The following is a 24,881-nucleotide window of genomic DNA, read 5'->3' on the forward strand; positions in this document are numbered from 1 at the left end:
CGCCATGTTCAGCAAGGTCCTCATCGCCAACCGTGGTGCCATCGCCTGTCGGATCATCCGCACCCTGCGCCGGCTGGGCGTGGCCTCGGTGGCCGTCTACTCCGAGGCGGACCGCCACTCCCTCCACGTCCGCCAGGCGGACCAGGCGGTCTGCATCGGCCCGCCGAGCGCCGCCGAGTCGTACCTGAACGACGGCGCCATCCTCGCGGCCGCGCAGCAGACCGGTGCCGAGGCCATCCACCCCGGCTACGGCTTCCTGTCGGAGAACGACGCCTTCGCCGAGGCCTGCGAGGCGGCGGGCATCGCCTTCATCGGACCGACGCCGCAGCAGATGCGCGACTTCGGCCTCAAGCACACCGCCCGCGCCCTGGCCGAGGCCAGTGACGTGCCCATGCTGCCGGGGACCGGACTACTCGACAGCATGGACGAGGCCGTGGCGGAGGCCGCCCGGATCGGCTATCCGGTGATGCTCAAGAGCACCGCCGGCGGCGGCGGGATCGGCATGCAGCTCTGCCACGACGCAGCCGCCCTGCGCGAGGCCTACGACTCGGTGCGCCGGCTTTCGGCGAACAACTTCTCCAACGACGGGCTGTTCCTGGAGAAGTACGTCGAGCACGGGCGGCACATCGAGGTGCAGCTCTTCGGCGATGGATGCGGCACGGTCATCGCCCTCGGCGAGCGCGACTGCTCGCTGCAGCGGCGCAACCAGAAGGTGGTCGAAGAGACCCCCGCCCCCGGCCTCGACGCGGACACCCGCCAGGCCCTGCTGGACGCCGCCGAGCGGTTGGGCCGGCAGGTGGCGTACCGCAGCGCCGGGACCGTGGAGTACATCCTGGATGCCGATACCGGGGCCTTCTACTTCCTGGAGATGAACACCCGGCTGCAGGTCGAGCACGGAGTCACCGAGGCGGTGACCGGCATCGACCTGGTCGGGTGGATGGTGGAAGCCGCCGCGGGCACCCTCACCGACCTCGCAGCCCGCCGCCCCGGGCACCGCGGCCACGCCATCCAGGCCCGCCTCTACGCCGAGGACCCGGGCAAGGGCTTCCAGCCGGCCACCGGCCTGCTTACCGAGGTCCGCTTCCCGGACGCGGCGCGCATCGAGACCTGGGTGGAGCGCGGCAGCGAGATCTCGCCGCACTACGACCCGATGATCGCTAAGCTGATCGTCCACGGGACGGATCGCGCCGATGCGCTGCAGCGCCTGCGCCAGGCGCTGGGCGAGACCGCGCTGCACGGCGTCGAGACCAACCTGCCCTATCTGCGCGCGATCGCCGAGGATGAAACCTTCGCCGCCGGCCGGGCCACCACCCGCTACCTGGATCGCTTCACCTACCGCCCGGCAAGCATCGATGTCCTCCAGCCCGGCACCCAGACCACGGTCCAGGACTGGCCGGGGCGGGTGGGTTATTGGGAGGTGGGCGTCCCGCCCTCGGGCCCCATGGACGCCCTGGCCTTTCGTCTGGGTAACCGCATCGTCGGCAACCCGGAAGGGGCCGCCGGTCTGGAGATGACCGCCAGCGGCGCCACCCTGCAGTTCAACACCGCCACCACCATCGCCCTGACCGGCGCGACCATGCCCGCCGAGCTGGACGGCAGCCCTGTCCCACCCTGGCAGGCGGTGGCCGTGCCCGCCGGGGCCCGGCTCCGGCTCGGCAGCGCCGCAGGCCCGGGGGTGCGCACCTACCTGCTGCTCCGCGGCGGGGTCGACGTCCCCTTGCACCTGGGCAGCCGCGCCACCTTCACGCTCGGGCGGATGGGCGGCCACGGCGGCCGCGCCCTGCAGACCGGTGATGTCCTGCACCTCGGCCCGGAACCGGACCGGCCGCTCACCGCCCTGCCCGCCAACGGCGTCCCTGCCTACGGCGAAGAGTGGACCCTCCGCGCCGTCTACGGCCCCCACGGCGCCCCGGACTTCTTCACCGAGGCGGATATCGACACGTTCTTCACCACCGCCTGGCAGGTGCACTACAACTCCAGCCGCACCGGCGTGCGGCTGATTGGCCCCAAACCGGAGTGGGCACGGGCGGACGGCGGTGAGGCGGGCCTGCATCCATCGAACATCCACGACAACGCCTACGCCATTGGCACCGTGGACTTCACCGGCGACATGCCGGTGATCCTCGGCCCCGACGGCCCGAGCCTGGGCGGCTTCGTCTGTCCGGCCACCATCGTCACCGCCGACCTGTGGAAGATCGGCCAGCTGCGCCCCGGCGATCGGGTCCGCTTCCAGGCGGTTGATGCGGCCACCGGACAGCGTCTGGCCGAGGCGCAGGATGCGGCCATCGCCCAGGGCGCCCCGGCCGACCCGCCGCTACCCGACTCCGTGTCCGGGCGGGTGGCGCCGACCCTGCGCCCCCAGGCCACCGCGGCCGAAGCGGTGACCGTCACCTACCGCAGCGCCGGGGAGCGCTACCTGCTGGTGGAGTACGGCCCCATCGTGCTGGACCTGAACCTGCGCTTCCGTGTCCAGGCCCTGCTGGAGTGGCTGAGCGAGCAGGCCATCCCCGGCATCCTGGAGATGACTCCCGGGGTGCGCAGCCTGCAGATCCACTACGAGCCACGCCGCCTGCCCCAGGAGCGGCTGCTGACGATCCTCGAGGAGGCCGAGGGGGAGCTGCGCGACCTCGCCGAGGCCGAGATGCCCTCACGTATCGTCCACCTCCCGCTGGCCTGGGACGACTCCCAGACCCGGCTGGCCACGGAGAAGTACATGCAGTCGGTGCGCGCCGATGCCCCCTGGTGCCCCCATAACATCGAGTTCATTCGGCGCATCAACGGCCTGCCGGACGAGGCCGCGGTCAAGCGGACCGTCTACGACGCCTCGTACCTGGTCATGGGCCTCGGCGACGTCTACCTCTCGGCCCCCCTGGCCACCCCGGTGGATCCGCGCCACCGGCTGGTGACCACCAAGTACAACCCGGCCCGCACCTGGACACCGGAGAACGCCGTGGGGATCGGCGGCTCGTACCTGTGCATCTACGGCATGGAGGGGCCCGGGGGCTACCAGTTCGTGGGCCGCACACTGCAGATCTGGAATCGCTACCACGTCACCCCGGCCTTCGAGAAACCCTGGCTGCTGCGCTTCTTCGATCAGATCCGCTTCTATGAGGTCAGCGAGGCGGAACTGCTGGAGATGCGCGACGCCTTCCCCCGCGGCGGACTGGCGCTGGAGATCGAGGAGACCACCTTCTCGCTGCAGCGCTATAACCGCTTCCTGCGCGAGAACCAGGCCTCCATCGAGGCGTTCAAGGCCCACCAGCAGCAGGCCTTCGAGGCCGAGCGGCAGCGCTGGATCGCCAACGGCCAGGCCGACTACGAAGCCGAGAGCGAGCCGCCCCCGGCAGCGGGTGAAGGCGTCGAGCTCGGCGCCGACGAGCAGGCCGTCGCGGCCCATGTGCACGCCAACCTCTGGTCGCTGCAGGTGGCGGAGGGCGAGACCGTGGAGGCCGGCCAGACCCTGCTGGTCCTGGAGTCGATGAAGATGGAGATCCCCCTCTGCGCCGATCAGGCGGGCACCGTGCGCCGGCTGCTGTGCCGCGAAGGGGCCCAGGTGGCCCCGGGACAGACCCTGCTGACCCTGACCAGCGACGGGAGTACACCATGACCCCGCTGACCGTGACCGAACTGCTGGCGGCCTACCGCAACGGCACCCGCAACCTCCGCGACGAGCTGGCCCGGGCCCGGGCGGCCGCCCTGGCCGACCACCACCACGCCTGGATCCGGGTCCTGGACGAAGACCAACTGGCGGCGTACACCCGCCCCCTGGAGGACCGCGATCCGGCGGAGCTGCCGCTCTACGGCGTGCCCTTCGCCATCAAGGACAACATCGACCTGGCCGGCGTCCCCACCACCGCCGGCTGCCCCGACTACGCCTACACCCCGGAGACGTCGGCCTTCGTCGTCCAGCGACTGATCGATGCCGGGGCGGTGCCCGTCGGCAAGACCAACCTGGATCAGTTCGCCACCGGTCTGGTCGGCACGCGTTCGCCCTACGGCGCCTGCCCCAACGCCTTCCACCGGGATTACATCGCCGGTGGCTCCAGCTCCGGCTCGGCGCTGGCCACCGCCCTCGGCCAGGTGCCCTTCGCCCTGGGCACCGACACCGCCGGATCGGGACGGGTCCCGGCGGCCTTCAACAATCTGATCGGCCTCAAGCCCACCTGCGGCCGCCTGAGCACCCGCGGGGTGGTGCCGGCCTGCCGCAGCCTCGATACGGTATCGATCTTCGCCGGCACCGCCAGCGACGCCGGGCACATCCTGGCCGCTGCCGGCGCCTACGACGCCACCGACCCCTACGCCCGCCGGGCGCAACCGCCCGCCCTCGGGCCGGGGCGGATCCCGGCCCACGGCTTCCGCTTTGCCGTACCGCCGAGCGAGCAGTGCGCCTTCTTCGGCAACGAGGCCACGCCGGGGCTCTTCGAACGCGCCGTGGCGCGGCTGCAGGCCTTGGGCGGTGTGGCGGTGGAGCGGGATTTCAGCCCCTTCCTCGAGGCCGCGCGGCTCCTCTACGAGGGCCCCTGGGTGGCGGAGCGCTACGCCGCCATCCGCGACTTCATCGATCGACAGCCGGAGAGCCTGCTGCCGGTCACACGGCAGATCATTGGCGCCGGCAGCCAACCACTGGCCGCCGACGCCTTCGAGGCCGCCTACCGCCTGCAGGCCCTGCGCCGGCAAGCCGAGACGACCTGGGAAGAGGTGGACCTGGCCATCACCCCCACCGCCGGGACCCTGCCCAGCCAGGCAGCCGTGGCCGCCGAGCCGGTGGCACGCAACAGCGAACTCGGCTACTACACCAACTTCATGAACCTCCTCGACTGCAGCGCGGTAGCGGTACCGGCCGGGTTCCAGGACAACGGCCTGCCATTCGGGGTCACCCTCTTCGCCCCGGCGTTCTACGACACCGACCTGCTGAGCCTGGCCGGGCAGCTGCAGGCGGCCCTTGTGAACCGCCTGGGCGCCACCGGGCGCCCGCTGCCCCCCACCGAGCCACCACCGTGCGCGCCGGGGCACGCCGTCGAACTGGCCGTCTGCGGCGCGCACCTCAGCGGGCTGCCACTGAACCACCAGCTCACCGAGCGCCGCGGCCGCCATCTGGCGACCATGCACACCGCCCCCCGCTATCGGCTCTACGCCCTGCCCGGCAGCGAACCACAGCGCCCCGGCCTGGTCCGCGACCGCCGGGATGGCGCCGCCATCGAGGTGGAGGTGTGGAGCCTGCCGGCGCAGGAGGTCGCCGGCTTCATGGCCGGAATCGCCGCACCGCTGGGCATCGGCCGGGTGGAACTGGCCGACGGGCGCTGGATCCCGGGTTTCCTCTGTGAATCCGCGGCGACCGAGGGCGCCGAGGAGATCACCCACCTGGGCGGCTGGCGGCGCTACGTGAGCGGGTAAGGCGGTGGTACCATGCCGGCGTTCGCCGGCTACCGCACGCTGAAAGGCCCGCAGTGAGAGTCCTGTACCTGTTCGACACCACCGACCGCGCCGAGAGCGAGAGCGTCATCGAGATGGCCAGCCACGGCGTGGTCCCGACCATCGTCTGCCAGCCGGATGCGCCCATGCGCGGCCGCTTCGAGGCGGCCGGGCTGGAGGTCATCCCGGTCGCCATGCGCAGCAAGGCGGACCGGGCAGCCATCGCCGCGCTGCGCCGGCTGCGCCGGGAACGGACCTTCGACCTGGTGCACGCCTACTACAAGATCGCCCTGACCAACTACAACCTGGCGGCGGTCGGGCTGCCCCGGGTGCCGGTGGTGGCCTACCGGGGGATCATCGGCAATCTGAGCTACTGGGACCCGTTCTCCTGGCTCTCCTTCCTCGACCCGCGCATCGAGCGCATCGTCTGCGTCTGCGAGGCCATCCGCCGGTACTTCCTGGACAAACCCTTCCTGCCCGGGACCCGGCTGTTCCGTCCGGAGCGGGTGGTGACCATCCACAAGGGCCACCGCCCGGCGTGGTACCAGCAGCCCGACGCCCGCCTGCCCGCCGACCTGGCCATCCCGCAGGGCGCACCGGTCATCGGCTGTGTGGCCCGGATGAAGAAGCGCAAGGGCATCGTCGAGCTGATCCGCGCCTTCGAGCAGATCCCCGCCGAGCACAACGCCCACCTGGTGCTGATCGGCCCCATCGAGTACCCCGCCATCGAGCAGGCGGCGGCCCACAGCCCGGCGGCGGATCGCATCCGCATCACCGGCTACCGGGCCGATGCGCCCAAGATCGCCGGCGCCTTCGACATCGCCACCCTGCCCTCCCTGCGGCGCGAGGGCCTGCCGCGGGCGATCATCGAGGCCATGGCGCAGGGCATCCCGGCGGTGGTCTCGGACTCCGGCGGCAACCCGGAGCTGGTCGAGGACGGCGTCAGCGGCCGGGTCACCCCGGCGGGCGATGTGGACGCGCTCGCCGCAGCCCTGCGCGAACTGGTCGCCGACCCGGCGCTGCGGGGTCGTCTGGGGGCCGCCGCCCACGAGCGCATCGCCACCCGCTTGACCGTCGAGCGCACGGCGCGGGAGACGCTGGCCCTTTACGCCGGCGTGCTCGGCCAACGCTCGGGCGAGCCGGCGGCCTGATCACCCCCGTCCGCGGCCCTTGCCACCCACCGGGGCGTCGATCATCTCGTCGTGCGCCTCCGTCGCCCACGGCAGCGTGGCCGGCGCCGAGTCGAGGAACTGCAGATAGCTCTCGAAGTGATCGAGGACGTCGTCGATGATCTCCTGCTCGTTGTACTCGTAGACGCTGTACGACTGCCCGCCCCGGCGCAGGTAGACCTCCGGGCGGTAGTAGACCTCAGCCGGTCCGCCCGAGGGATCGATGGACGGGTAGGCGAAGGCCGGACGCGGGCGCTCGGTCAGGCGCACGTCGTAGAGGAAGTCCATCAACCCGTCGCGGTGTACCGCTAGGTAGACCCGTCCGTGATCCTCATCGAGCACCACTTTGGCCGGCCAGCCGCGCTGGTCGAGGGCCTTCTGAACGTGCTCCAGGGCCTGCACCACCGGGCCGCGGATGAATGCCATCACGTCGTCGCGGGTGGGGAAGTCGAACAGCTCGTAGAGCCGCTTCTTCCACAGCAGCGTACCGTAGCGCTGGCGGCGCTGGACGTGATTCTGCAGGCTGGTGTCGTGGTGGCTCTCGATGATCAGGGCCCGCCATAGCCCACCGGCAGCGATGAGCATGATCACCGCGAACGGCAGGGCACTGGTCACCGCCATGGTCTGCAGCGCCGCCAATCCGCCGGCGATGAGCAGCACCGCCGCCACCGCGCCCTCGAGCACCGCCCAGAAGACCCGCTGCCAGACCGGCGTCACCGACGCGCCGCCGGAGGCGAGCTGATCGATGACCAGCGAGCCGGAGTCCGACGAGGTGACGAAGAAGGTCATGATCAGGATCACGGTGACGAACGACGCCAGGGCACTCCACGGCAGGATGTCGTAGAGCTGGAACAGGGCCACCGCCTCGTCCTCCTGCACAAGGCCGATGAGCTGCTCGTAGCCCTCGTTCATGATCAGGTTCAGGCCGGTGCCGCCGAAGATCGAGAACCACAGGAAGGTGAAGAGCGTCGGCACCAGCATCACGCCGACGACGAACTGGCGGATGGTCCGCCCGCGGCTGATCTTGGCGATGAACATGCCCACGAACGGCGCCCAGGCGATGGTCCAGCCGAAGATGAACAGCGTCCAGTTGCCGATCCACTCCCGCCGCTCGTAGGCCTCGAGATTGAAGGTGCGCTCGACGATGCCGCTGACGTAGCTGCCGGTGTTCTGCAGGAAGGTCTCCACGATCAGGATCGACGGGCCGACCAGGAAGACGAAGAGCATCAGCGCTGCGGCGAGGATCATGTTGAGGATCGACAGCCGCTTGATGCCCTTGTCCAGGCCGGCGACCACGGAGATGGTCGCCAGCGCCGTAATCACCGCGATGACGATGACCTGCACCGTGGTGCTGGTGGGGATCGACGGCCACAGGTAGTTGAGCCCGGCGTTGATCTGCGCCACCGACAGCCCCAGCGTGGTGGCGATGCCGAACAGCGTGCCGAGGATGGCGAAGACATCCACCGTATGGCCGATGGGCCCGTAGATGCGATCGCCGATCAGCGGGTAGAGCGCCGAACGGATCGACAGCGGCAGGCCGTGGCGGAACGAGAAGTACGCCAGCACCAACCCCACCAGGCCGTAGATGGCCCAGATGTGGAAGCCCCAGTGGAAGAAGGCGATCTGCATCGCCTGGCGCGCCGCCTCAATCGTCTCCGGCTCACCCCGGGGCGGATCGGCGTAGTGGAGCACCGGCTCGGCCACGCCGAAGAAGAGCAGCACGATCCCGTAGCCCGCCGAGAAGAGCATGGCGAACCACGCGGGGAAGCTGTACTGCGGCTCGCCGTGCTCCGGCCCGAGCTTGATATGGCCCCACCGGGTGAAGGCAACCGCCACCAGAAAGACCAGGAACGCCGCCACCGCCAGCATGTAGAACCAGCCGAAGGTCTCGGTGATGAAGGCGAGCAAGTCCTCGAAGAACGCCCCGGCCAGGTCCGGGCTGCTGATCGCCCCGATGATCAGCAGCAGCGCAACAGCGATGGCGGGGAAGAAGACCGGGGCGAGGATGGTGGTGCGGAAGGCGCGCTTGCGATCGATCATGGGCCCTGCTCTTGGTGGCCGGGGTCAGCCGTCCGACGCGGGCCCACGCATGCTGCTCGGGGGCGGCAGCCAGACCGGCTCTTTAGGCAGATTAGGCCCATTGCCGGGGGATCACCACTTCGTTTCGGCCCGATCCCCCTCCCCTGCGTCTGCGCGGATGGCCGCCAGGCGGCTCCGGAGAGCGTCGCTGATCTCCGAGAACGCTCCTCCCACAAAGAGGAGAGGCGTTGCGCCATCGGCGCCCGAAAGCACCGAAGTATACACCTCGCTGTTCGCGCTGGGCTCCCAGCCCTCAAGCTGCGCGCTACCCGAGCGTACGGCTGCCAGATTGCCCCGCGGCCTGCCTGCCACCCTGTCGAATTGTCCGCCCAGATATAGCACATCGTCGTCCCCAGCGTGCTGGATGGTTCTCACGGCTCCCCCCTCAAGCTGCGGATCCCACTTCTGAAGTTCTCCTTTATGATCCCAACTGGCGAGGAGGGGGCGAATCACCAGCTCATCGCCCGAGTCACTTTTCCATACGGTGTCGAACGATCCCCCAAGATAGACCCGGTCGTCAGCCACGCTGATGGCATTGACCGCCCCATCGCCGACCCCTACACCCCAGCTATCATCCAAGCTCCGAGACGACACGTTGAAACTAGCCACCCGTCCAACATCCTCGTTGTCGGCTTGGGTGAAGGTCCCGCCAGCGTAGAGCTTATCGTCTACGTAGGCCAAACTATCGACGGTGCTGTTCAGCTGCGGATTGAAGGATCCTTCGAGGGACGGCCCACCACCATTAAGGTTAAATGCGGCCAAGCGACCCCGTTCTTCATCGTCAACCTGCCAGAACCCCCCACCAGCGAAGAGCGTCTCGTTGCCGTCATGGGCGAGTGCATAGACGAAGTGGTTGGGCGCCGGGAAGGCATCCCCGGGTTCCGGCACGAAACCGGGGCCGTCTTCCCCTTGATCGTCGCTGGGGAAGGCCACCAGATACCGGCGCTTATACTCGCCAATGTTCTCAAATCGACCGCCCGCGAACAGCCTATCCTCCGAAGCCTCTAGGGCCAGAACCGTGTTGTCCACGCGGGGCGTCCAGTCAAGTGCGACCCGGCCGGTATCGCGTTCCATGGCAACCAGGTGCTCCCGCCGGAACCCACTCGCCTGACGGAAATCGCCGCCGATGTAGACCTCATCACCCTGTGCCGCCAATGCGAGAACCTCGCCTCCGGCACCGGGATTCCACTCCCGCAGGGTGGCCTTATCATCCGCATCGCGGGAGAAAGCGGCCACATTCGAACGACTCTGCTCGTCTACGTCGGAAAACGAGCCGCCAGCATAGACGGTGTCACCATCATGGCTGATGGCACGCACGGGCCCCGAGAAGGCTGGAAGCCAGTCTTCGTCGCGTTCCCCATAAGCATCATCGGATAGGTCATAGGCCGTGACATAGCCATCGATGTCACCAGCGACCAGCAGATGGGAGTCCGTGACCTCCAGGTCGTAAGCCGTGCCCGCGCCATCCAGATCAAAGCCTCCTGGCCAGCCTTCCTCACCTACGCGCTCGCCCGAGTTACTCTCGCCGAGTGCGCGGAAGGCAGCGAGACCCGCAGCGTCTTCGCTCTCTATCTCGCCGGCGACGAAGACATTCGGTCCGGATAGGGCAATAGCGTGCACGACATCGTTACTACTCAGGGTTTGGCCCCGGAACCCGTCTCGCCAACGACCGACTTCATCATCGAAGGCCGCCAAATGGGGCCGAGCCTCATCGTTATCCTCATCGGGATGCTGCCAAATGCGGGAGAACTCGCCGCCTACATAAACCGCGCCATCCACGCTCTCCAGGGCATTGATTCTGGCAGTGCTGCCTTCGCTGCCTTCGACCCGGGCCTTCCAATCCCGCAACTCGCCCTGACCAGTCGAGTAGGCCGCCAACTGGTAGCGTTGCTCTCCTTCTGCTTCGCTGAAGTCCCCTCCGATATAGAGCGTATCCCCCTTCCGGGAAAGGGCGCGCACCGGGCCATCCAAACGCGGCGACCAGTCTTCGCTGAGGACGCCGTCCGCATCGACATGGGCCACGAAGGGCTGCTGAATTCCCGCAACGCGTTCGAAATCACCGCCGATGAACCAACCACCGTCACCATCGGGTTCGACGGCGTACACGGCAGCCGAGAACCCGGTGATCTGCGGAATCCCGCCAACAGGCTCACCATCTCGAGCAGTGACCGCTACCCCGCCGCCGGTTTGCACTCTCAACTGAGTGAACGCCCCTCCGGCGTAGAGATACCCTCCCTGCTCCACGGTCGCATAGATGTTGCCGTCAAAACGGAGCACGTAAGGGCGGGCAGCGGCTCGGTTGCTCTGCTCACCGCCGTGTTGCACCACAAAGAAATGGGGACGATCCGGAGTCAGCCCATCTTCATCGGCACGGATCGTCACCTCATTGGCTTCCTCATCAATGTCGACAAAATCTTCCTCGACGCTGAGGACCGCAGATCCACTCCCTTCTCCGCACTGAAACTGATGATTGGCCCCCCAATCACAATCCGGATCCTGTGACCAAAGGATCTCCAGCGAGTCATTCACGCTCGTGTTTTCGTCGAGCGAAAGCACAACCTCCCGCTGCCCTGATCGGGCCTCCAACTGGATGGAAGACGGGGTGGCCGTAGGCGTGTCGCCGTTCCCATTATCGTCGTCATCATCCGAGTCGCCACAGGCCATCAATATGCCAGCCAGACCGGCGAGCAGTAGCAGACGGAAGCCGCGGGGGGAAGCGCTGAGGATCTTGGGGGTCATGTCGGTATAGACACTCGCAGCAGTTTATAGAACCGAGGTTATGCGCAGCCCCGTGACTGTGCAAGCAGCCAACGGCGGCGCATAAGCGAGCAGGTGGAGTGCACGGGGCCGTGTTGGATGCGCTAACCTAGGCGGCTTCAAGCAACCCTGCGCTACGACAGAGAACGGACTGGTAAGGATGGCCGACGACCGAGAGCATCGCGATCTCCCTCCCGCACACCGGCGTGACGCCGATTTCCCGGCCGAGTGGCAAGACCCGCGCGACGATGAGATCAGCCTGATCGACCTGTGGCTGGTGCTGATGCGCCGCAAGTGGGTCATCGCGGGGGTGTTCTTGGTCTGCGTCGTCGGTGGTGCAGCCTACGCCTATCTCGATGAGCCGGGACAGCGCTACGTCAGCGCACTGGAAATCGGCACGTACCCGACCGGAAGCGACGATGTGGCAACCCTCGAAGACCGCGCCGAGGTGGCCACGCGGCTGCGCGAATCGCTGGTTCCTTTGGTGCGTTACGAGCTCGCCCAAGAGCACGGGAGATCCTTCCCCGGCGTCGAGGTTTCCGTGCCCGAGGAGGATGCGCCGGGCGGATTCGTCTTCCTCCAGTCTACTGCCCCGGAGGATCGGGCCGACGTGGTCTCCTCAATTCACCAGAATCTGATCCAGCAGATCATTGATCGGCACAACGACCGCCTGGAGGTGCGGCAGGCCCGGTTCGAGGCCCGGCTGGAGTCGATGGATGCGGACTTGGAAGAGCTCCGCGCCAAGCGCGCCGAACGTCGACAGGAGGCGGAGCATCGAGTCGAAGCACACAAGGACCGACTCGAGCGTCTGGAAAGCGCCGGCGCACAGCGCAAGGAGCAGCTGACACACGCGCTCGAGGAGGCAGAGGCAGAGCTCAAAACCCTCCGAGAAAACGAGGATCGGCGCCGCCGACAGCTCGAGCACGCGAGGGAAGCCGCCGAAGAGGAACGGGACGCGCTGATCGCCAATCGGGACCGCCTGCAAGCGAGGATCGAACAGCTGGAACAACGCCGCAGCTTCCTCCAGGAACAGCAAGAGCTATTGCAGGGGCTGATGCAGGACTTCCGCGGTGCCGAAACCGAAGGGCAAGGCATGCTTACGGATAGCCCCGCTGCCCTTGGCTTTCTGCTACGCGGCAACGTAACCGCCGAGCTGCAGCAGGATCTGACCAACGTACGCGAGGAGCTGGTACTCGGGCTCGAGGAGCAGCGGCTGGGGCTCGATGAACAACTGCAACAGAACCAGCAGCGGATCCGCGATGCGGAGCGACGACTGGAGGAGAAAGCAGCGGACCTTGACGAATTCGAGCGCGAATTCCGCCGCGAAGTTGCCGCTGCGGAGCGCCGCGTCAGTGAAAAACGCTCGGAGCTTCGCCACTTCGAGACAGAGCATCAGAAGCAGGTGCATTCTGCTGAACGTGAGATCGCCCAGCGTGAGCTGCGCCTAGCGCGTTTTGAGGACGATTTCGAGCGCGAGATTCGGCGCAAGAAACAAGAGATCCGACAGTACGCCGCCCAGGGCCAGGAGCTGCGCGCAACGGAGGCCTCCGCCCTAGCGGTACCCAGCGGCTCGGCGGGGCAAGACGGCAGCCTGATCGTAGCCCTTTCCGGCGTACTGGGCCTGATGCTCGGCGTCTTCGGCGCATTCCTGGCGGAGTTCAACAGCCGGGCGCGCGAGGTGGCACAGGGGCGTGCGGACCCGTCCCGCCAGGCTTAGACCGCACCCTTCAGGGCGTCCGGCAGGTTACGCGGGAGACACCGCCCTCCGGGACCACGGTGATCAGCCACGGCTGGCTGATCACCGTAGTGGCCGGGCCATCCGGAGGCGTCACCCGAACCCGGACCTCGCCATCCGCCACTCCTTCCAATTCCGGCCGGTAACCACCTGACGGACGGGACTTATCCAGGAACAGCACGCCCACAGCGCGGCCCCCGGGCCACTCCATCGGCGGGTCCTCGCCCACCTGAGCCCAGGCTTCGTCCCATTGCGCCCCGGACTCGATGAGCACGCAGGCCGGGCCTTCGGCGTCGTGCTGCTGGCCCCGCCAGACCTGGGACTCGCCGGCCCCGCTGCACCCGGCGATCAGCAACGCCAGGGCGCCAAGGGCCAGCCTGACCGGGCGAAGCACTGCGAAACGTCGGGTTAGCGCGGGGTCAGCCATGCCGCCTCCTGGCAGGCCCGAGACCGGGCTTAATGGTTCCTAGTATGCATGAGCGGGGGCCTCCCTTGCCGAACCCTGCAGCCCCTAGGGATTCCCGACCGACCCCGATCGCTGGCATGCTGCAGTACCAGTCGCTATCCAGAGGAATCCGCGCATGAACCGGCCGAGCCGGTTGTCCCTGGCCCTTGGCGGCGCATTGCTGCTGGCCGGCCCCGGCCCGGTGAGTGCCCCCGAGGGCGCGCCGCCGAACTCCCCGTCGTCGTCCGCTGAATCACCCCAAGAGCTGCTGGTACGGTTCGCGCCGGATGTGGCGGAGGGCGTCCGCACTGCCACCCACCGCGCCTACGGCGGCCACACCAAGCGTCGCCATGAGCGGGGTCGGTTCGAGGTCGTGCCGCTACCGCCTTACGCCGACCGCGAGGAGGCCCTGCGCAAATACCGCGACGATCCCCACGTGGAGCACGCCGAGCCCAACCGGTACGTGGAGCGCGTCGCGGCGCCTGCCGACGCCGCGAGCGATGCCAACGGGTGGTGGCAGGAGCGCATCCGCCTCACCGAGCTGGAGACAGCAGAACGCAAGGCCGGGGACACCATCGTCGGCATCCTGGATACCGGCATCCAGTGCGACCACCCGGCCCTGGCCGACAACACCTGGGACGACGGCGACGGTCAGTGCGGGAAGAACTTCATCGATCCGGACACCCCCCCGGACGACGACTCGGATCGGGGACACGGGACCCACGTGGCCGGCATCATCGGCGCGAACAGCGACGAGATGACCGGCGTCGCCCGATCCGTCCAACTCCAGGCCCTGAAGTTCCTGGGGTCACTGGACGACGGCACCCTCGCCGATGCCATCGAGGCCATCGACTACGCCATCGAGCAGGGGACGGACGTCCTCAATGCCAGCTACGCCTACACGGCGAGCCGTACCGACGACGGCCCCCTGCCTACCAGTTGCGCGGATCTCGCCGATACCATGGAGGGGGCTTCGCGCCTGCATTGCGAGGCCGTTGCCGACGCCGGCGAGGCCGGGATCCTCTTCGTGGCAGCGGCACACAACTCCGGTAACGACAACGACACCGGCACGGTCGCGCTGCCGGCAGGCTACCCGCTGGATAACGTGATCGCGGTGGCCGCCAGCAGGGAGACCGCGGCGGGCGAGCCGAGCGACCAACTGGCCGATTTCTCGAACTTCGGGCGGCAAACGGTCCACCTGGCAGCGCCCGGCGTGGGCATCCACAGCACCGTGGCCGGGGATGACTACGACGAGCTTTCGGGCACCTCCATGGCCACCCCGATGGTCGCCGGGGTTGCGGCGCTGCTGCTCGATCAGGCCGGGTCGGAGGCCTCGCACCTCACGATCCGTGAGCGGCTACTCGGGTCCGTGGCCTGCGACCGCGACGCCGACCCGAGCCTGCCACGCTGCGATGGGAACCCGCTCGGCGACAGCGCCGGCCAACAGCTGGCCGCCAAGACCCTGTCCGGGGGCCGGCTCGACGCCGCCGCAGCCCTGGGCGCTGATCCGGATACGGTGCCCCCCGTTCCGCCGAGCCACGTCAGCATCGAGACCGCCTCCGGCATCCCGGAGCTGCGTTGGCTGTCCTCCAGCCCCACCGCCCGGGGCTACCGCATCGAGCGTTTCGACACCGCCGAGGGGACTTTCCGGCATGTGGCCACCGTCGAGCCGGACCGGGATCGGTACCGGGATCGCAGCGCCCCGAGCGATACCCTGCTCGGCTACCGCATCCGCGCCCTGGGCAGCGACGGGCAACCGAACTCGCGCTGGACGGAGGCCGGAACCGTCGAGACCGACCAGGCCCTGAACCGAGTGACGGAGCAGTTCGCAGGCTTCAGCAGTGCCGAGCGGGATGAGCGGTGTTTCATCGCCACGGCCGCCTACGGCTCCGAGCAGGCGCACCAGGTCGAGGCGCTGCGCGATTTCCGGGACGACTACCTGATGCCCCACCCGCCCGGCCGGGCGCTGGTGGCGGCGTACTACGCGGTCAGCCCGCCCATCGCCGAGTGGGTCGCCGCCGAGGAACACCGCCAGCGCTGGGTCCGGCGGCTCCTGGCCCTGTTGCCGACTCAAAAGGAGTAGACCCCACCGGCCATCGGCTGCAGCAGCAGCGCAAGGGCGGCCAGGTGGGCCAGGGTGCGGCGCATGGCGGCTAGCGCAACGCCGGGTGATCGGGGTGCTTGATCTCCAGCATGCGCCGGGTGGCCTCTGCCTCGCGCTCGCGGCCCAGCCGCTCGAGGGCATCGACCTGCAGCGCCAGGGCGTCGGCGGCGGCCTGCTGCCCGGGGTACTGCTCGGCGATCCAGGCCCCACGCTCGGCCGCCTCGGCGTAAGCGCCGTCGTCCAGCCGGCGCCGAGCCCGACGCAGCTCTTCCTCGGCGACATCGCTACGAATCTCGTTCATTCGCCGGGCGGCCTCTTCGGCCCGTTCGCTCTCCGGGTAGTCGCGGACGATGTCTCGGTAGTAACCAAAGGCGCGCCGGGCCCCGGCCGCGTCCCGCTCCGCTTCGCCCTCCGTGGCATCCCACAGCGCGTGCGCGGCGGCGGCCCGGAGATAAAGGGCGTAACGGAGATCTTCGTCGTCGGCCTGCTCCTCGGTCTGGGCAGCTTGGCGATGGAAGATTTCGGCCCGTTCGATCGCCTGCGGGTACTGCCCCAGGCGATACTCCACATAGGCAGCCTCGAGAAGCGCCTGACGGGCGTGCCGCGTCTCGGGGTACGCCTCCTGCAGCTCGTCGAGCATCCCCTGGGCCGCCTCGAGGTCCCCGCGCTCGACGGCCTCCAGCGCCTCGGCGTAGAGCGACCGAGCCTGTTCGCGCTCCTGAGCGGACCCACCGCCGAGGGCTGCACAGCCGCTGAGCAGCAAACCGGCTGTCAACAGAGACAGAACACGGTATCGTAGGCAGCGGATCGACACCCCCATCCCCTTTGCACGTCTCGCTGGGGTGCAACTATGCACGGTCAATGTTTCCCTGATTCGCGGACGGAACGGGGTACTCAGTCAGCCCGCCCCCTCCTGCCCCGCATCCTGTTCATCGCGGCACTGCTCGCGCCGATGCTCGTTGTCGCCGACGATGACGCCTGGGCGGAGCGCGGCGACGGCATTACGTTGAACTTTGAGGATGCGGATATCAAGTCGGTGATTGCGCTCGTCTCCGAGCGCACCGGGCGGAACTTTGTGGTTGACCCCCGGGTCCGCGGCGAACTCACCGTCATCTCCAGCCAGCCGGTGGACGACGACCAGCTCTACCAGGTCTTCCTCTCCGCCCTACAGATCCACGGCTTCGCCGCCATCCCCGCGGACGGGGCCATCCGCATCGTGCCCAAGAACATCGCCAAGCGCGACCAGACCCCCGTCCCCGAGCCCGGCACTGCGGAGAGCGGCCACAACTTCGTCACCCAGGTCATTCCCATTGAGCACGTCGAGGCCTCGGAGCTCATTCCCCTTCTGCGACCGCTGATCTCGGACGAGGCCGAACTAGCCGCCTACTCGGAGACCAACACGCTGATCGTCTCTGAGACCGCTGGCAACATCGGGCGGCTCAAGCGCTTGATCGACCGCGTCGACCAGGACACCACCGGCGTCACGGAGGTGGTCCCCCTTGAACACGGCTCGGCGAGCGAGATCGTCGAGATGGTCGAGGCCATCGAGCCGGAGAAGCGCGCCGGCCGCCGCCTACTGCTTGCCGCCGACGACCGAAGCAACAGCGTTCTGGTCGGCGGCGACCCGGCCCGGCGACCCAGCGTCATGGAGCTGATCCAGCGCCTCGACGCCGAGCTCGAGGACGAGGAAGGCGCTGCAGTGATCTACCTGCGCTATAGCGATGCCGAGAGCATCGTCCCCATCCTGGAGGGCATGGCCGAGGGGATGGCGCGCGGCCCGGAGGGTGAGACCGGCGTCAGCATCCACGACCACGAGGCGACCAACGCCCTGATCATCAATGGCCCGCCCGATCTGGTCGCCAAGCTGCGCGGGGTAGTGAACCGGCTCGACGTGCGTCGAGCACAGGTCCTGGTGGAGGCGATCATCGCCGAGGTCTCCGCCGAGCGCAGCCAGGAGCTGGGCATTCAGTGGGGCGCCCTCGGCGATCAGGGGGTGGGCTTGGTCAATTTCGACGCGGCCGGAGGCGGATCTGTGACCAACATCGGGCGCGCAGCGGCGGGAGGCACCGATGCGCTGGGTAACCTGTCCCTCGGATCCGGCCTCACCGCCGGCGCCGCCACCCGCGGCGGCGAGCTGGGTGTGCTGCTACGGGCGCTCTCCAGCGAATCGGACAGCAACATCCTCTCGACCCCCTCGGTGATGACCATGGACAACGAGGAGGCGGAGATCGTCGTCGGTCAAAACGTCCCCTTCGTCACCGGGCGCGAGGTCGGCGACACCCGAGACTTCCAGTCGATCCAGCGCGAGGACGTCGGCGTGCAGCTGCGCATCCGCCCCCAGATCAACGAGGGCGACAGCCTCAAGCTGGACATCGAGAAGGAGGTCTCCGACGTCCAGGAGCGGGGCGAGGCGGAGGATATCGTCACCAGCATGCGCTCGATCACCACCAGCGCCATGGTCGACGACGGCGAGATCATGGTCCTTGGCGGCCTCATGGACGAGCAGGCCGAGAGCCAGACGGACCGGGTCCCGGGCCTGGGCAGCATCCCGGGCCTCGGTTGGCTCTTCCGCTACGAGAGCAGCGCGGCACAGAAGCAGAACCTGATGGTCTTCCTGCGCCCGCGGATCATCGAGAACCGCGACGATGCCCGGGAGCTGACCAGCCCCAAGTACAACCTGATCCGCAATCGTCAGCTCGCCTCCCGGGCCCGCGGCATGCGCTTCCTCGACGACGAAGACATCCCCGTTCTGTCGCAGCGGCGGGCGTTCATGGAGCTGCCGCCGGAGTTCGGGGATCGCGCCGGGGCGCCGCGACAAAGCGGCAACCTCGACGCCCCCCCGCGCCGGCCGGACCTGTTCTAGAAGGCGATGCCAGCGTTCGAGTATCAGGCCCTCGACCCCAACGGACGCACCCGCTCCGGTGTGCTGGAAGGCGACAGCGCCCGGCAGATCCGGACGCAGCTGCGCGAGCAGGCCCTCACCCCGCTGAGCGTCCACGAGGTCGCCGAGCGGGAACAGCGCAGCGCGGCCTCCACCGGGAGCGGCACACGCCTGCTGCCACGCCGCGGGGTTCGCGCCGGCGACCTGGCGCTGGTCACCCGGCAGATGGCGACCCTGGTCCGCTCCGGGCTGCCGCTGGAGGAGGTGCTTCGCACCGTCTCCCGACAGACCGAACGCAAGCGGCTCAAGAGCGTACTGCTGGCCGTGCGCACCCGGGTCACCGAGGGCCACAGCCTGGCCCAGGCCCTCGGCGACTTCCCGCACATCTTTCCGGACATCTACCGAACCTCCGTAGCCGCCGGCGAGCAGTCGGGCCACCTGGAAGTCGTCCTTGAGCGCCTTGCGGAGTACGCTGAGAAACGCCAGCAGATGCGCCAGAAGGTGCAGCTGGCCCTCTTCTACCCGATTCTGCTGACGGTGATGGCGATCCTCGTCACCGTCGCCCTGCTCGGCTACGTGGTCCCGGAGGTCATCCAGGTCTTTGACAACATCGGCCAGGATCTTCCGGCGCTGACCATTGGTCTCATTGCCGTGAGCGAGGCGGTTCAGGACTACGGCCCCTACACCGGGATCGGCTTGGGACTGGCCTTCCTGGCCGGGACACAGTTCCTGCGCCGCCCCGGACCACGCCGCCGGTGGGATCGACTGCTCCTGCGCCTGCCGCTGATCGGGCGCCTGGTGCGCGGCACCAACACCGCCCGCTTCGCGCGGACACTGGCGATCGTCTCCGCCTCCGGGGTGCCGATCCTGGAGGGGCTGCGGATCTCCAGCCAGGTGGTGGGCAACGTGGCCATGCGCGAGGCCATCGACCAGGCGGCCCGGGAGGTGCGCGAGGGCGGTTCCCTGGCCCGCTCGCTGGAGCGCAGCGGCTATTTCCCGCCGATGACGGTACACTTGATCGCCAGCGGGGAGTCGAGCGGCGACCTCAACCAGATGCTCGGCCGGGCAGCCGAGAGCCAGGAGCAGGAGATGGAGACCACCACCGGTGTGCTCGTTGGCCTCTTTGAGCCGGCGCTGATCCTGGTCATGGGCGGCGTCGTGCTGACCATCGTCCTCGCCATCCTCCTGCCGATCTTCGAGATCAACCAGCTTGTTCAGTAGAGGCTAAACCGATTGACCATGACAACCGTTCAACCGAGACGATCGCGCGGCTTTACCCTCATCGAGATCATGGTGGTGGTGGTGATCCTCGGCATCCTCGCCGGAATCGTCGTCCCCCGGATCATGGACCGTCCGGATAGCGCCCGGGTGGAAGCCGCCAAGCAGGACATCCGGGCCATCGAGTCGGCCCTGAACCTCTATCGCCTGGACAACAACCGTTACCCGAGCACCGATCAGGGGCTCGAGGCCCTGGTGGAGGAACCCAGCGGCGACCCGGAGCCGCAGAACTGGCAGGGCTACCTGGACAGCGTCCCCACCGACCCGTGGGGGAACGAGTACCAATACATGAACCCGGGCGAGCACGGCGACATCGATATCTACAGCCTCGGTGCCGACGGCAGCCCCGGGGGCGAGGGCGTGGATGCCGAGATCGGCAACTGGGACGTGGACTGACCGACGCCGCGCCGGCTTCACGCTCGTCGAGCTCCTGGCGGTCATCGCCATCATGGCGGCGCTCACCGGGCTGGTGGTGATCTCGGTGGGCGACGGCGGGCGGGACCGGGAGGTCCACCAGCACGCGCAGCGCCTCGCCGCCCTGATCGAGCTGGCCCGCGAGGAGGTCCTGCTCGGCGCGGGCGAGGTGGGCGTGGCCTTCACCCGGCACCGCTACCACTTCCAGCGCCAGCAGCTGGTGGATGACGACACGGTGGAGTGGCGCGACATCCCCGATGCCGATACCCTCCGGCCCCGCTCGCTACTCGACGACGACCTGGAGCTGGCCCTGCGGGTCGCAGGGCGCGGGGCGCCGCTGGAGCTGGATCCGGAGCACCCGGACCCTCAAGTCTTCATCGAGGGCAGTGGGGAGATCACCCCCTTTGAACTCTTCCTGATCGACTCGGACGATCGCGAGCGCGCCGTCCGCCTGACCGGCGAGATGGACGGCTCGCTGGCCATCGACCGGCCCGGCCCACGGGAGCTGCCATGACCCGGCCCAGCCGTGGCTTTACCCTGATGGAGGTCCTGGTGGCCGTGGCCATCCTGGCCACCGCCCTGGCCGCCGCCATCCGCGTCGGCAGCCAGGCCGCGGGGAACACCGTGGAGCTGCGCGAGCGCGCCTACGCCGGATGGGTGGCTGAGAATGAGCTGGCCCGCATCCAGTCCGGCATGCAGCCGCTGGACGGCGCCACGGTGCGCAACGGCAGCGCCGAGATGGCCGGCATGGAGTGGGACTGGGAGCTCACCGCCGAGGAAGCCGACCCGCCGGTGCCGGTGGACCTGGAACTGGCCGGACTGCTGGAGCTGCAGGTGGCGGTCTACCGCAGCGGCGAGACGGAGCGGCCGGTGGCCACGCGATCGCTGTGGTACCGGAGCCCGCGGGCCGAACTCGAGGACGACGAGGCGAACGATGACTGAGCGTCGCCAGCGCGGCTTCACCCTCCTTGAGCTCCTCGTCGCCGTCGCCATCTTCGCCGTGGTCTCGGCGATGGCCTATGGCGGCCTGCGGACCGTGCTGGAGACCCGCGACCGAGTCGAGGCGGAGGGGCAACGGCTCGGCGAACTGCAACTGGCCCAGGGGGTCCTCGCCCGGGATCTGCGTCAGCACCTGGATCGGCCGTGGATCGACGCCTGGGGCGACCGGCGTCCGGCACTGGCCTACGATGCCCTGGATGCCGAGCCCCGCCTGGAGCTGATCACCGCGGCAGGCCGTGAAGGCACGCAGCAGAGCGTATTGCGCCGGGTCGGTTACGAGTTGGAGGATGGCGTCCTGTACCGCCTGGGCTGGACCACCCTGGACGGTGGCGGGGAGGATCCGCAGACGCGCAGCCGGCTGGCCGGCACCACGGAGGACGAAAGCCGGAGGCGGATCGAAGCCATCCGCTTCACCTTTCACTATCAGGACCCGGACGGCACCCTTCAGGAGACCGACCGCTGGCCACCGGACGCTGCACTCGGCGAGGCCGGCCAGCTCCTGGCGCTCGGGGTGACCCTGGAACTGGGCAACGGGGAAGAGATCCCACGCCTCCTCTCGGCACGGGGCATGGACCATGGCAACGGAACAGACGCAGATCTGGATTGAGCGCCTCCGGGCGCTTGCCACCCCGGAGCGGGGCGCCCCCTGGGTGCGCCGGGCGGGGACGGTGCTGCTCGCCCTGGCCGTGGTGCTGATCGCCGCCACCGCCGCGGAGGTTACCTGGCGGGTCGTCGCCCCACCCCCGGACTCGACGGAGAGCACCGCCACGGCGCAAGGCCCCGCCCCCCGCCCGGGCGACGAAGATACCGATGACGCACCGGAGGGCTTGCGCAGCGTGGCCGACCACCACCTCTTCGGCCGCCCGCCGGACGACCGCGATGCAAGACCGGAGATCCCCACGGACGCCCCCGAGACGCGCCTCAACCTGGCCCTCAAGGGCGTCCTGGCCATCGGCGGCGAGGGCCAGGGGGCCGCCATCATCGAGGAGGAGGGCGAGCACCGCGTCTACTTCGCCGGGGCCAAACTCGCCAGCAACGCCGTGGTCGAGCGAGTGGAGCGGGACCGGGTCATCCTCTCCCGGGACGGGGACTTCGAGATGCTCTCCCTGGAGCGGGAGGTCCTCGAGGTGGAAGAGGCCGCGCTGGAGGTGGACGACGACGACTTCCCCGGAGTCGCCGTCCACGGACAACCCGGGGAGGCGGATACCGGCCTGGGCGTCGAGGACACCGATGCGCTGAGCGAGGCGGAGGGGGTCGATGACGACGCCGCAGAGTCCGACACCGGGGCCAAAGACGACTCGCCCGCCGATCCGGCTGATACCGCCGGGCAGATCGCCCGCGAGGAACTCGAGTCCCTGGAACAGCAGTTTCGCGAAGATCCCGGCCAGATCACCCGCATGGTGCAGGTACGGCCGGTGATGGGCGACGGCGCCATCCGGGGTTTCCGGCTCAGCGCCATGGATGACCGGGGGGCGGAACTGATGGATCAGCTCGGGCTGCGCAACGAGGACGTGATCACCGAGGTGGAGGGCGTCTCGGTAGCTGATCAGCAGGGGCTGCAGTCCCTGGTCGAGGAGATGCGCGAGGCCTCGCGGGTACGGGTGCGCCTGGAGCGCAACGGCAGCGAGCAAGAGATGACCCTGAGGATCGAGTAATGGACGAGATCCCCTTCGCCTTCGCCCGCCGCCACGGCCTGGTACCGCTGGAGATCGGCGACGGCCAGGTCCGCGTCGCCTACCGCACCGGGGTGCAGCCGAGCGCTATCGCCGAACTGCGCCGGCGCCTGGGCCAGCCCCTGGCCCTGGAGCGGGTCGATACCGAGCGCTTCGAGGCACTGCTGCGCGAAGTCTACGAACGCTCCTCCGGCGAGGCGGCACAGGCCATGGAGGGGATCGGCGACGACATGGACCTGCAGAGCGTGGCCAGCGAACTGGCCGAGCCGCAGGACCTCATGGAGACCGAGGACGACGCCCCGGTCATCCGCCTGATCAACGCCCTGCTCACCGAGGCGATCAAGGAGGACGCCTCGGACATCCACATCGAGACCTTCGAGTCCCGCCTGGTGGTCCGCTTTCGGGTCGACGGCGTGCTGCGCGAGGTCCTCGAGCCGCCGCCGGCCCTGGCGCCGCTGCTGATCTCCCGGGTGAAGGTGATGGCGCGACTGGACATCGCCGAGAAGCGCCTCCCCCAGGACGGGCGCATCTCCCTGCGCATCGCCGGGCGCCCGGTGGACGTGCGCGTCTCCACCCTGCCCGTCGGTCAGGGCGAGCGAGTGGTGCTGCGCCTGCTCGACAAGCAGGCCGGGCGGCTCAATCTCACTCATCTGGGCATGGACGAGCGCAACCTGGCCAGCCTCCAGCGGGTCATCCACGCGCCCCACGGCATCCTGCTGGTCACCGGGCCCACCGGCTCGGGCAAGACCACGACCCTCTACGCCGCTCTGGCCGCCATCAACGACCGCCAGCGCAACATCATGACCGTGGAGGACCCCATCGAGTACTACATCGACGGGGTCAACCAGACGCAGATCAACCCGAAGGTGGACATGACCTTCGCCCGCGGCCTGCGCGCCATCCTGCGCCAGGACCCGGACGTGGTGATGGTCGGCGAGATCCGCGACGTGGAGACCATGGAGATCGCCATCCAGGCCTCGCTGACCGGCCACCTGGTGCTCTCCACTCTGCACACCAACACCTCCATCGGCGCCGTCACCCGGCTGCGGGATATGGGCATCGAGCCCTTCCTGCTCGCCTCCAGCCTCATCGGCGTCATGGCCCAGCGCCTGGTGCGCCTGCTCTGCCCCGAGTGCAAAACCCCGTACCAGCCGACGCCCTCCGATCTGGAGCGGCTCGGCATCGACGCCCGGGGGGAACTGCCGACGCTCTACCAGGCCGTGGGCTGCGAGGCGTGCAACCACCTGGGCTACCGCGGCCGGACCGGGATCTACGACGTGGTGGAGCTCGACCCCACGCTCCGGCAGATGATCCACGACGGCGCCGGTGAGCAGGATATGGAGCGCTACGCCCGGCGCAGCAACCCCTCCATGGCCGCCGATGGCGCACGGCGCATCCTCAACGGCGAGACCACGGTGGAAGAGGTCTTGCGGGTGACGCAGGAGGGGTAACCCGGCACCAAGCCGAACACGGGGCAGAGGCGCCCCTCCGCCCCGCAGCCTTCAGCTTGGCACGAGGCCTTCCTCAAGCCGGCGCGAAGACGTCGCACCAACCGTCCGCGCTGACCAGGACGTCGGCGAAGTCCGGGTGGGAACACTCGCCGTAGCCGCCCTCCACCTCGCCCTCCCAGAACCTGCAGTCCTGGCACTGCTGTCCGGCCTGGTAGCGGGCGTGGTCCTCGGCATCCGCGGCATCGCCGACGTAGTCGTGGGCGTGGCCGTCGTCGGCCTGCGGCGCGGCCGTGGCCGTGCGGTGATGCACCAGGGCACTCAGCGGGATGGCGGCGGCCATCAGCGTCGAGGCCTGCAGCAGCCGGCGGCGGTTGTGGTCGATGGATTCCGTCATAACCTCGTCCTCCTTGGCTTTTTCCCACAACTTTTTGAAACCAAGGTCAGCAACCCCCTGTTCACCGCCCCCGGGCAGTCGACCTGCTTC

At 68.7% G+C, this 24,881-nt stretch carries 18 protein-coding genes; 13 read left to right on the top strand and 5 right to left on the bottom strand.

Going from position 1 to position 24,881, the window contains the following annotated elements:
* Nucleotides 1-4 precede the first annotated feature (4 nt).
* The 3 genes from uca to HHAL_RS11925 are packed head-to-tail and all read left to right on the top strand — an operon-like array spanning nt 5 to nt 6,563.
* Nucleotides 5-3,607, top strand: a complete 3,603-nt coding sequence (gene uca, locus HHAL_RS11915; RefSeq protein ID WP_011815146.1) for an urea carboxylase — start codon at nt 5-7, stop codon at nt 3,605-3,607.
* The gene (gene atzF, locus HHAL_RS11920) at nt 3,604-5,394 is read left to right on the top strand and encodes an allophanate hydrolase (protein ID WP_011815147.1); all 1,791 of its coding nucleotides are present in this window, start codon (nt 3,604-3,606) and stop codon (nt 5,392-5,394) included. Before uca ends, atzF begins: the two co-directional genes overlap by 4 nt.
* Before the next feature lie 53 nt (nt 5,395-5,447).
* A complete protein-coding gene (locus tag HHAL_RS11925) occupies nt 5,448-6,563 on the top strand; it encodes a glycosyltransferase family 4 protein (protein WP_011815148.1) in 1,116 nt (371 codons plus the stop codon).
* On the opposite strand, the gene HHAL_RS11930 is transcribed toward HHAL_RS11925, so the two are convergent.
* Nucleotides 6,564-8,621, bottom strand: coding sequence for a BCCT family transporter (locus HHAL_RS11930; RefSeq protein ID WP_011815149.1), 2,058 nt, complete (start codon nt 8,619-8,621; stop codon nt 6,564-6,566).
* Between the two features lie 111 nt (nt 8,622-8,732).
* Nucleotides 8,733-11,399, bottom strand: a complete 2,667-nt coding sequence (locus HHAL_RS13375; protein WP_011815150.1) for a hypothetical protein — start codon at nt 11,397-11,399, stop codon at nt 8,733-8,735.
* Nucleotides 11,400-11,577: 178 nt separating this feature from the next.
* On the opposite strand from HHAL_RS13375, the gene HHAL_RS11945 reads away from it, so the two are divergent.
* Complete coding sequence (locus HHAL_RS11945; protein ID WP_011815151.1) at nt 11,578-13,134, top strand: Wzz/FepE/Etk N-terminal domain-containing protein; 1,557 nt, start codon at nt 11,578-11,580, stop codon at nt 13,132-13,134.
* A 10-nt stretch (nt 13,135-13,144) separates the two neighbouring features.
* On the opposite strand, the gene HHAL_RS11950 is transcribed toward HHAL_RS11945, so the two are convergent.
* On the bottom strand, nt 13,145-13,579 hold the full coding sequence (locus tag HHAL_RS11950; RefSeq protein ID WP_011815152.1) for a protease complex subunit PrcB family protein: 435 nt from the start codon (nt 13,577-13,579) through the stop codon (nt 13,145-13,147).
* Nucleotides 13,580-13,733: 154 nt separating this feature from the next.
* Here HHAL_RS11950 and HHAL_RS11955 point away from each other — a divergent pair, with 154 nt between their 5' ends.
* The gene (locus HHAL_RS11955) at nt 13,734-15,680 is read left to right on the top strand and encodes a S8 family peptidase (protein ID WP_011815153.1); all 1,947 of its coding nucleotides are present in this window, start codon (nt 13,734-13,736) and stop codon (nt 15,678-15,680) included.
* Nucleotides 15,681-15,750: 70 nt separating this feature from the next.
* Here the strand turns inward: HHAL_RS11955 and HHAL_RS11960 are convergent, their stop codons facing one another.
* On the bottom strand, nt 15,751-16,476 hold the full coding sequence (locus tag HHAL_RS11960; RefSeq protein WP_187147864.1) for an outer membrane protein assembly factor BamD: 726 nt from the start codon (nt 16,474-16,476) through the stop codon (nt 15,751-15,753).
* A 75-nt stretch (nt 16,477-16,551) separates the two neighbouring features.
* Between HHAL_RS11960 and gspD the strand changes: the two genes are divergently transcribed.
* Genes gspD through gspE form a run of 8 tightly spaced genes read left to right on the top strand, consistent with a single transcriptional unit; the run spans nt 16,552 to nt 24,397 of the window.
* Nucleotides 16,552-18,564, top strand: a complete 2,013-nt coding sequence (gene gspD, locus HHAL_RS11965) for a type II secretion system secretin GspD (protein ID WP_011815155.1) — start codon at nt 16,552-16,554, stop codon at nt 18,562-18,564.
* A 6-nt stretch (nt 18,565-18,570) separates the two neighbouring features.
* Nucleotides 18,571-19,803: a type II secretion system inner membrane protein GspF gene (gene gspF, locus HHAL_RS11970; RefSeq protein WP_011815156.1), complete on the top strand. Its 1,233-nt coding sequence runs from the start codon at nt 18,571-18,573 to the stop codon at nt 19,801-19,803.
* A gap of 18 nt (nt 19,804-19,821) precedes the next feature.
* Complete coding sequence (gene gspG / locus HHAL_RS11975) at nt 19,822-20,256, top strand: type II secretion system major pseudopilin GspG (protein ID WP_011815157.1); 435 nt, start codon at nt 19,822-19,824, stop codon at nt 20,254-20,256.
* Nucleotides 20,225-20,788, top strand: a complete 564-nt coding sequence (gspH, locus tag HHAL_RS11980; RefSeq protein WP_011815158.1) for a type II secretion system minor pseudopilin GspH — start codon at nt 20,225-20,227, stop codon at nt 20,786-20,788. Before gspG ends, gspH begins: the two co-directional genes overlap by 32 nt.
* On the top strand, nt 20,785-21,216 hold the full coding sequence (gene gspI, locus HHAL_RS11985) for a type II secretion system minor pseudopilin GspI (protein ID WP_011815159.1): 432 nt from the start codon (nt 20,785-20,787) through the stop codon (nt 21,214-21,216). Before gspH ends, gspI begins: the two co-directional genes overlap by 4 nt.
* Complete coding sequence (gene gspJ, locus HHAL_RS11990; protein WP_011815160.1) at nt 21,209-21,880, top strand: type II secretion system minor pseudopilin GspJ; 672 nt, start codon at nt 21,209-21,211, stop codon at nt 21,878-21,880. The genes gspI and gspJ overlap by 8 nt, the downstream gene beginning before the upstream one ends.
* Entirely contained in the window at nt 21,849-22,928 is a 1,080-nt protein-coding gene (locus HHAL_RS12800) for a type II secretion system protein N (protein ID WP_011815161.1), read from the top strand. The genes gspJ and HHAL_RS12800 overlap by 32 nt, the downstream gene beginning before the upstream one ends.
* Entirely contained in the window at nt 22,928-24,397 is a 1,470-nt protein-coding gene (gene gspE / locus HHAL_RS12000; RefSeq protein WP_011815162.1) for a type II secretion system ATPase GspE, read from the top strand. The genes HHAL_RS12800 and gspE overlap by 1 nt, the downstream gene beginning before the upstream one ends.
* A gap of 73 nt (nt 24,398-24,470) precedes the next feature.
* On the opposite strand, the gene HHAL_RS12005 is transcribed toward gspE, so the two are convergent.
* Complete coding sequence (locus tag HHAL_RS12005; RefSeq protein ID WP_011815163.1) at nt 24,471-24,791, bottom strand: high-potential iron-sulfur protein; 321 nt, start codon at nt 24,789-24,791, stop codon at nt 24,471-24,473.
* Between the last annotated feature and the right edge of the window lie 90 nt (nt 24,792-24,881).

It is taken from the genome of Halorhodospira halophila SL1 (assembly GCF_000015585.1).
In the GTDB taxonomy this organism is placed as follows: Bacteria; Pseudomonadota; Gammaproteobacteria; order Nitrococcales; family Halorhodospiraceae; genus Halorhodospira; species Halorhodospira halophila.

What these genes read in the sequence shown, in the direction of transcription:
- HHAL_RS12800 (WP_011815161.1), top strand. Translation starts at nt 21,849, where the DNA reads ATGGCAACGGAACAGACGCAGATCTGGATTGAGCGCCTCCGGGCGCTT.
- gspI (WP_011815159.1), top strand. Translation starts at nt 20,785, where the DNA reads ATGACCCGGCCCAGCCGTGGCTTTACCCTGATGGAGGTCCTGGTGGCC.
- gspF (WP_011815156.1), top strand. Translation starts at nt 18,571, where the DNA reads ATGCCAGCGTTCGAGTATCAGGCCCTCGACCCCAACGGACGCACCCGC.
- uca (WP_011815146.1), top strand. Translation starts at nt 5, where the DNA reads ATGTTCAGCAAGGTCCTCATCGCCAACCGTGGTGCCATCGCCTGTCGG.
- gspE (WP_011815162.1), top strand. Translation starts at nt 22,928, where the DNA reads ATGGACGAGATCCCCTTCGCCTTCGCCCGCCGCCACGGCCTGGTACCG.
- gspG (WP_011815157.1), top strand. Translation starts at nt 19,822, where the DNA reads ATGACAACCGTTCAACCGAGACGATCGCGCGGCTTTACCCTCATCGAG.
- HHAL_RS13375 (WP_011815150.1), bottom strand. Translation starts at nt 11,399, where the DNA reads ATGACCCCCAAGATCCTCAGCGCTTCCCCCCGCGGCTTCCGTCTGCTA.
- HHAL_RS11930 (WP_011815149.1), bottom strand. Translation starts at nt 8,621, where the DNA reads ATGATCGATCGCAAGCGCGCCTTCCGCACCACCATCCTCGCCCCGGTC.
- gspH (WP_011815158.1), top strand. Translation starts at nt 20,225, where the DNA reads ATGCCGAGATCGGCAACTGGGACGTGGACTGACCGACGCCGCGCCGGC.
- gspJ (WP_011815160.1), top strand. Translation starts at nt 21,209, where the DNA reads ATGACTGAGCGTCGCCAGCGCGGCTTCACCCTCCTTGAGCTCCTCGTC.
- HHAL_RS11945 (WP_011815151.1), top strand. Translation starts at nt 11,578, where the DNA reads ATGGCCGACGACCGAGAGCATCGCGATCTCCCTCCCGCACACCGGCGT.
- atzF (WP_011815147.1), top strand. Translation starts at nt 3,604, where the DNA reads ATGACCCCGCTGACCGTGACCGAACTGCTGGCGGCCTACCGCAACGGC.
- gspD (WP_011815155.1), top strand. Translation starts at nt 16,552, where the DNA reads ATGCACGGTCAATGTTTCCCTGATTCGCGGACGGAACGGGGTACTCAG.
- HHAL_RS12005 (WP_011815163.1), bottom strand. Translation starts at nt 24,791, where the DNA reads ATGACGGAATCCATCGACCACAACCGCCGCCGGCTGCTGCAGGCCTCG.
- HHAL_RS11955 (WP_011815153.1), top strand. Translation starts at nt 13,734, where the DNA reads ATGAACCGGCCGAGCCGGTTGTCCCTGGCCCTTGGCGGCGCATTGCTG.
- HHAL_RS11950 (WP_011815152.1), bottom strand. Translation starts at nt 13,579, where the DNA reads ATGGCTGACCCCGCGCTAACCCGACGTTTCGCAGTGCTTCGCCCGGTC.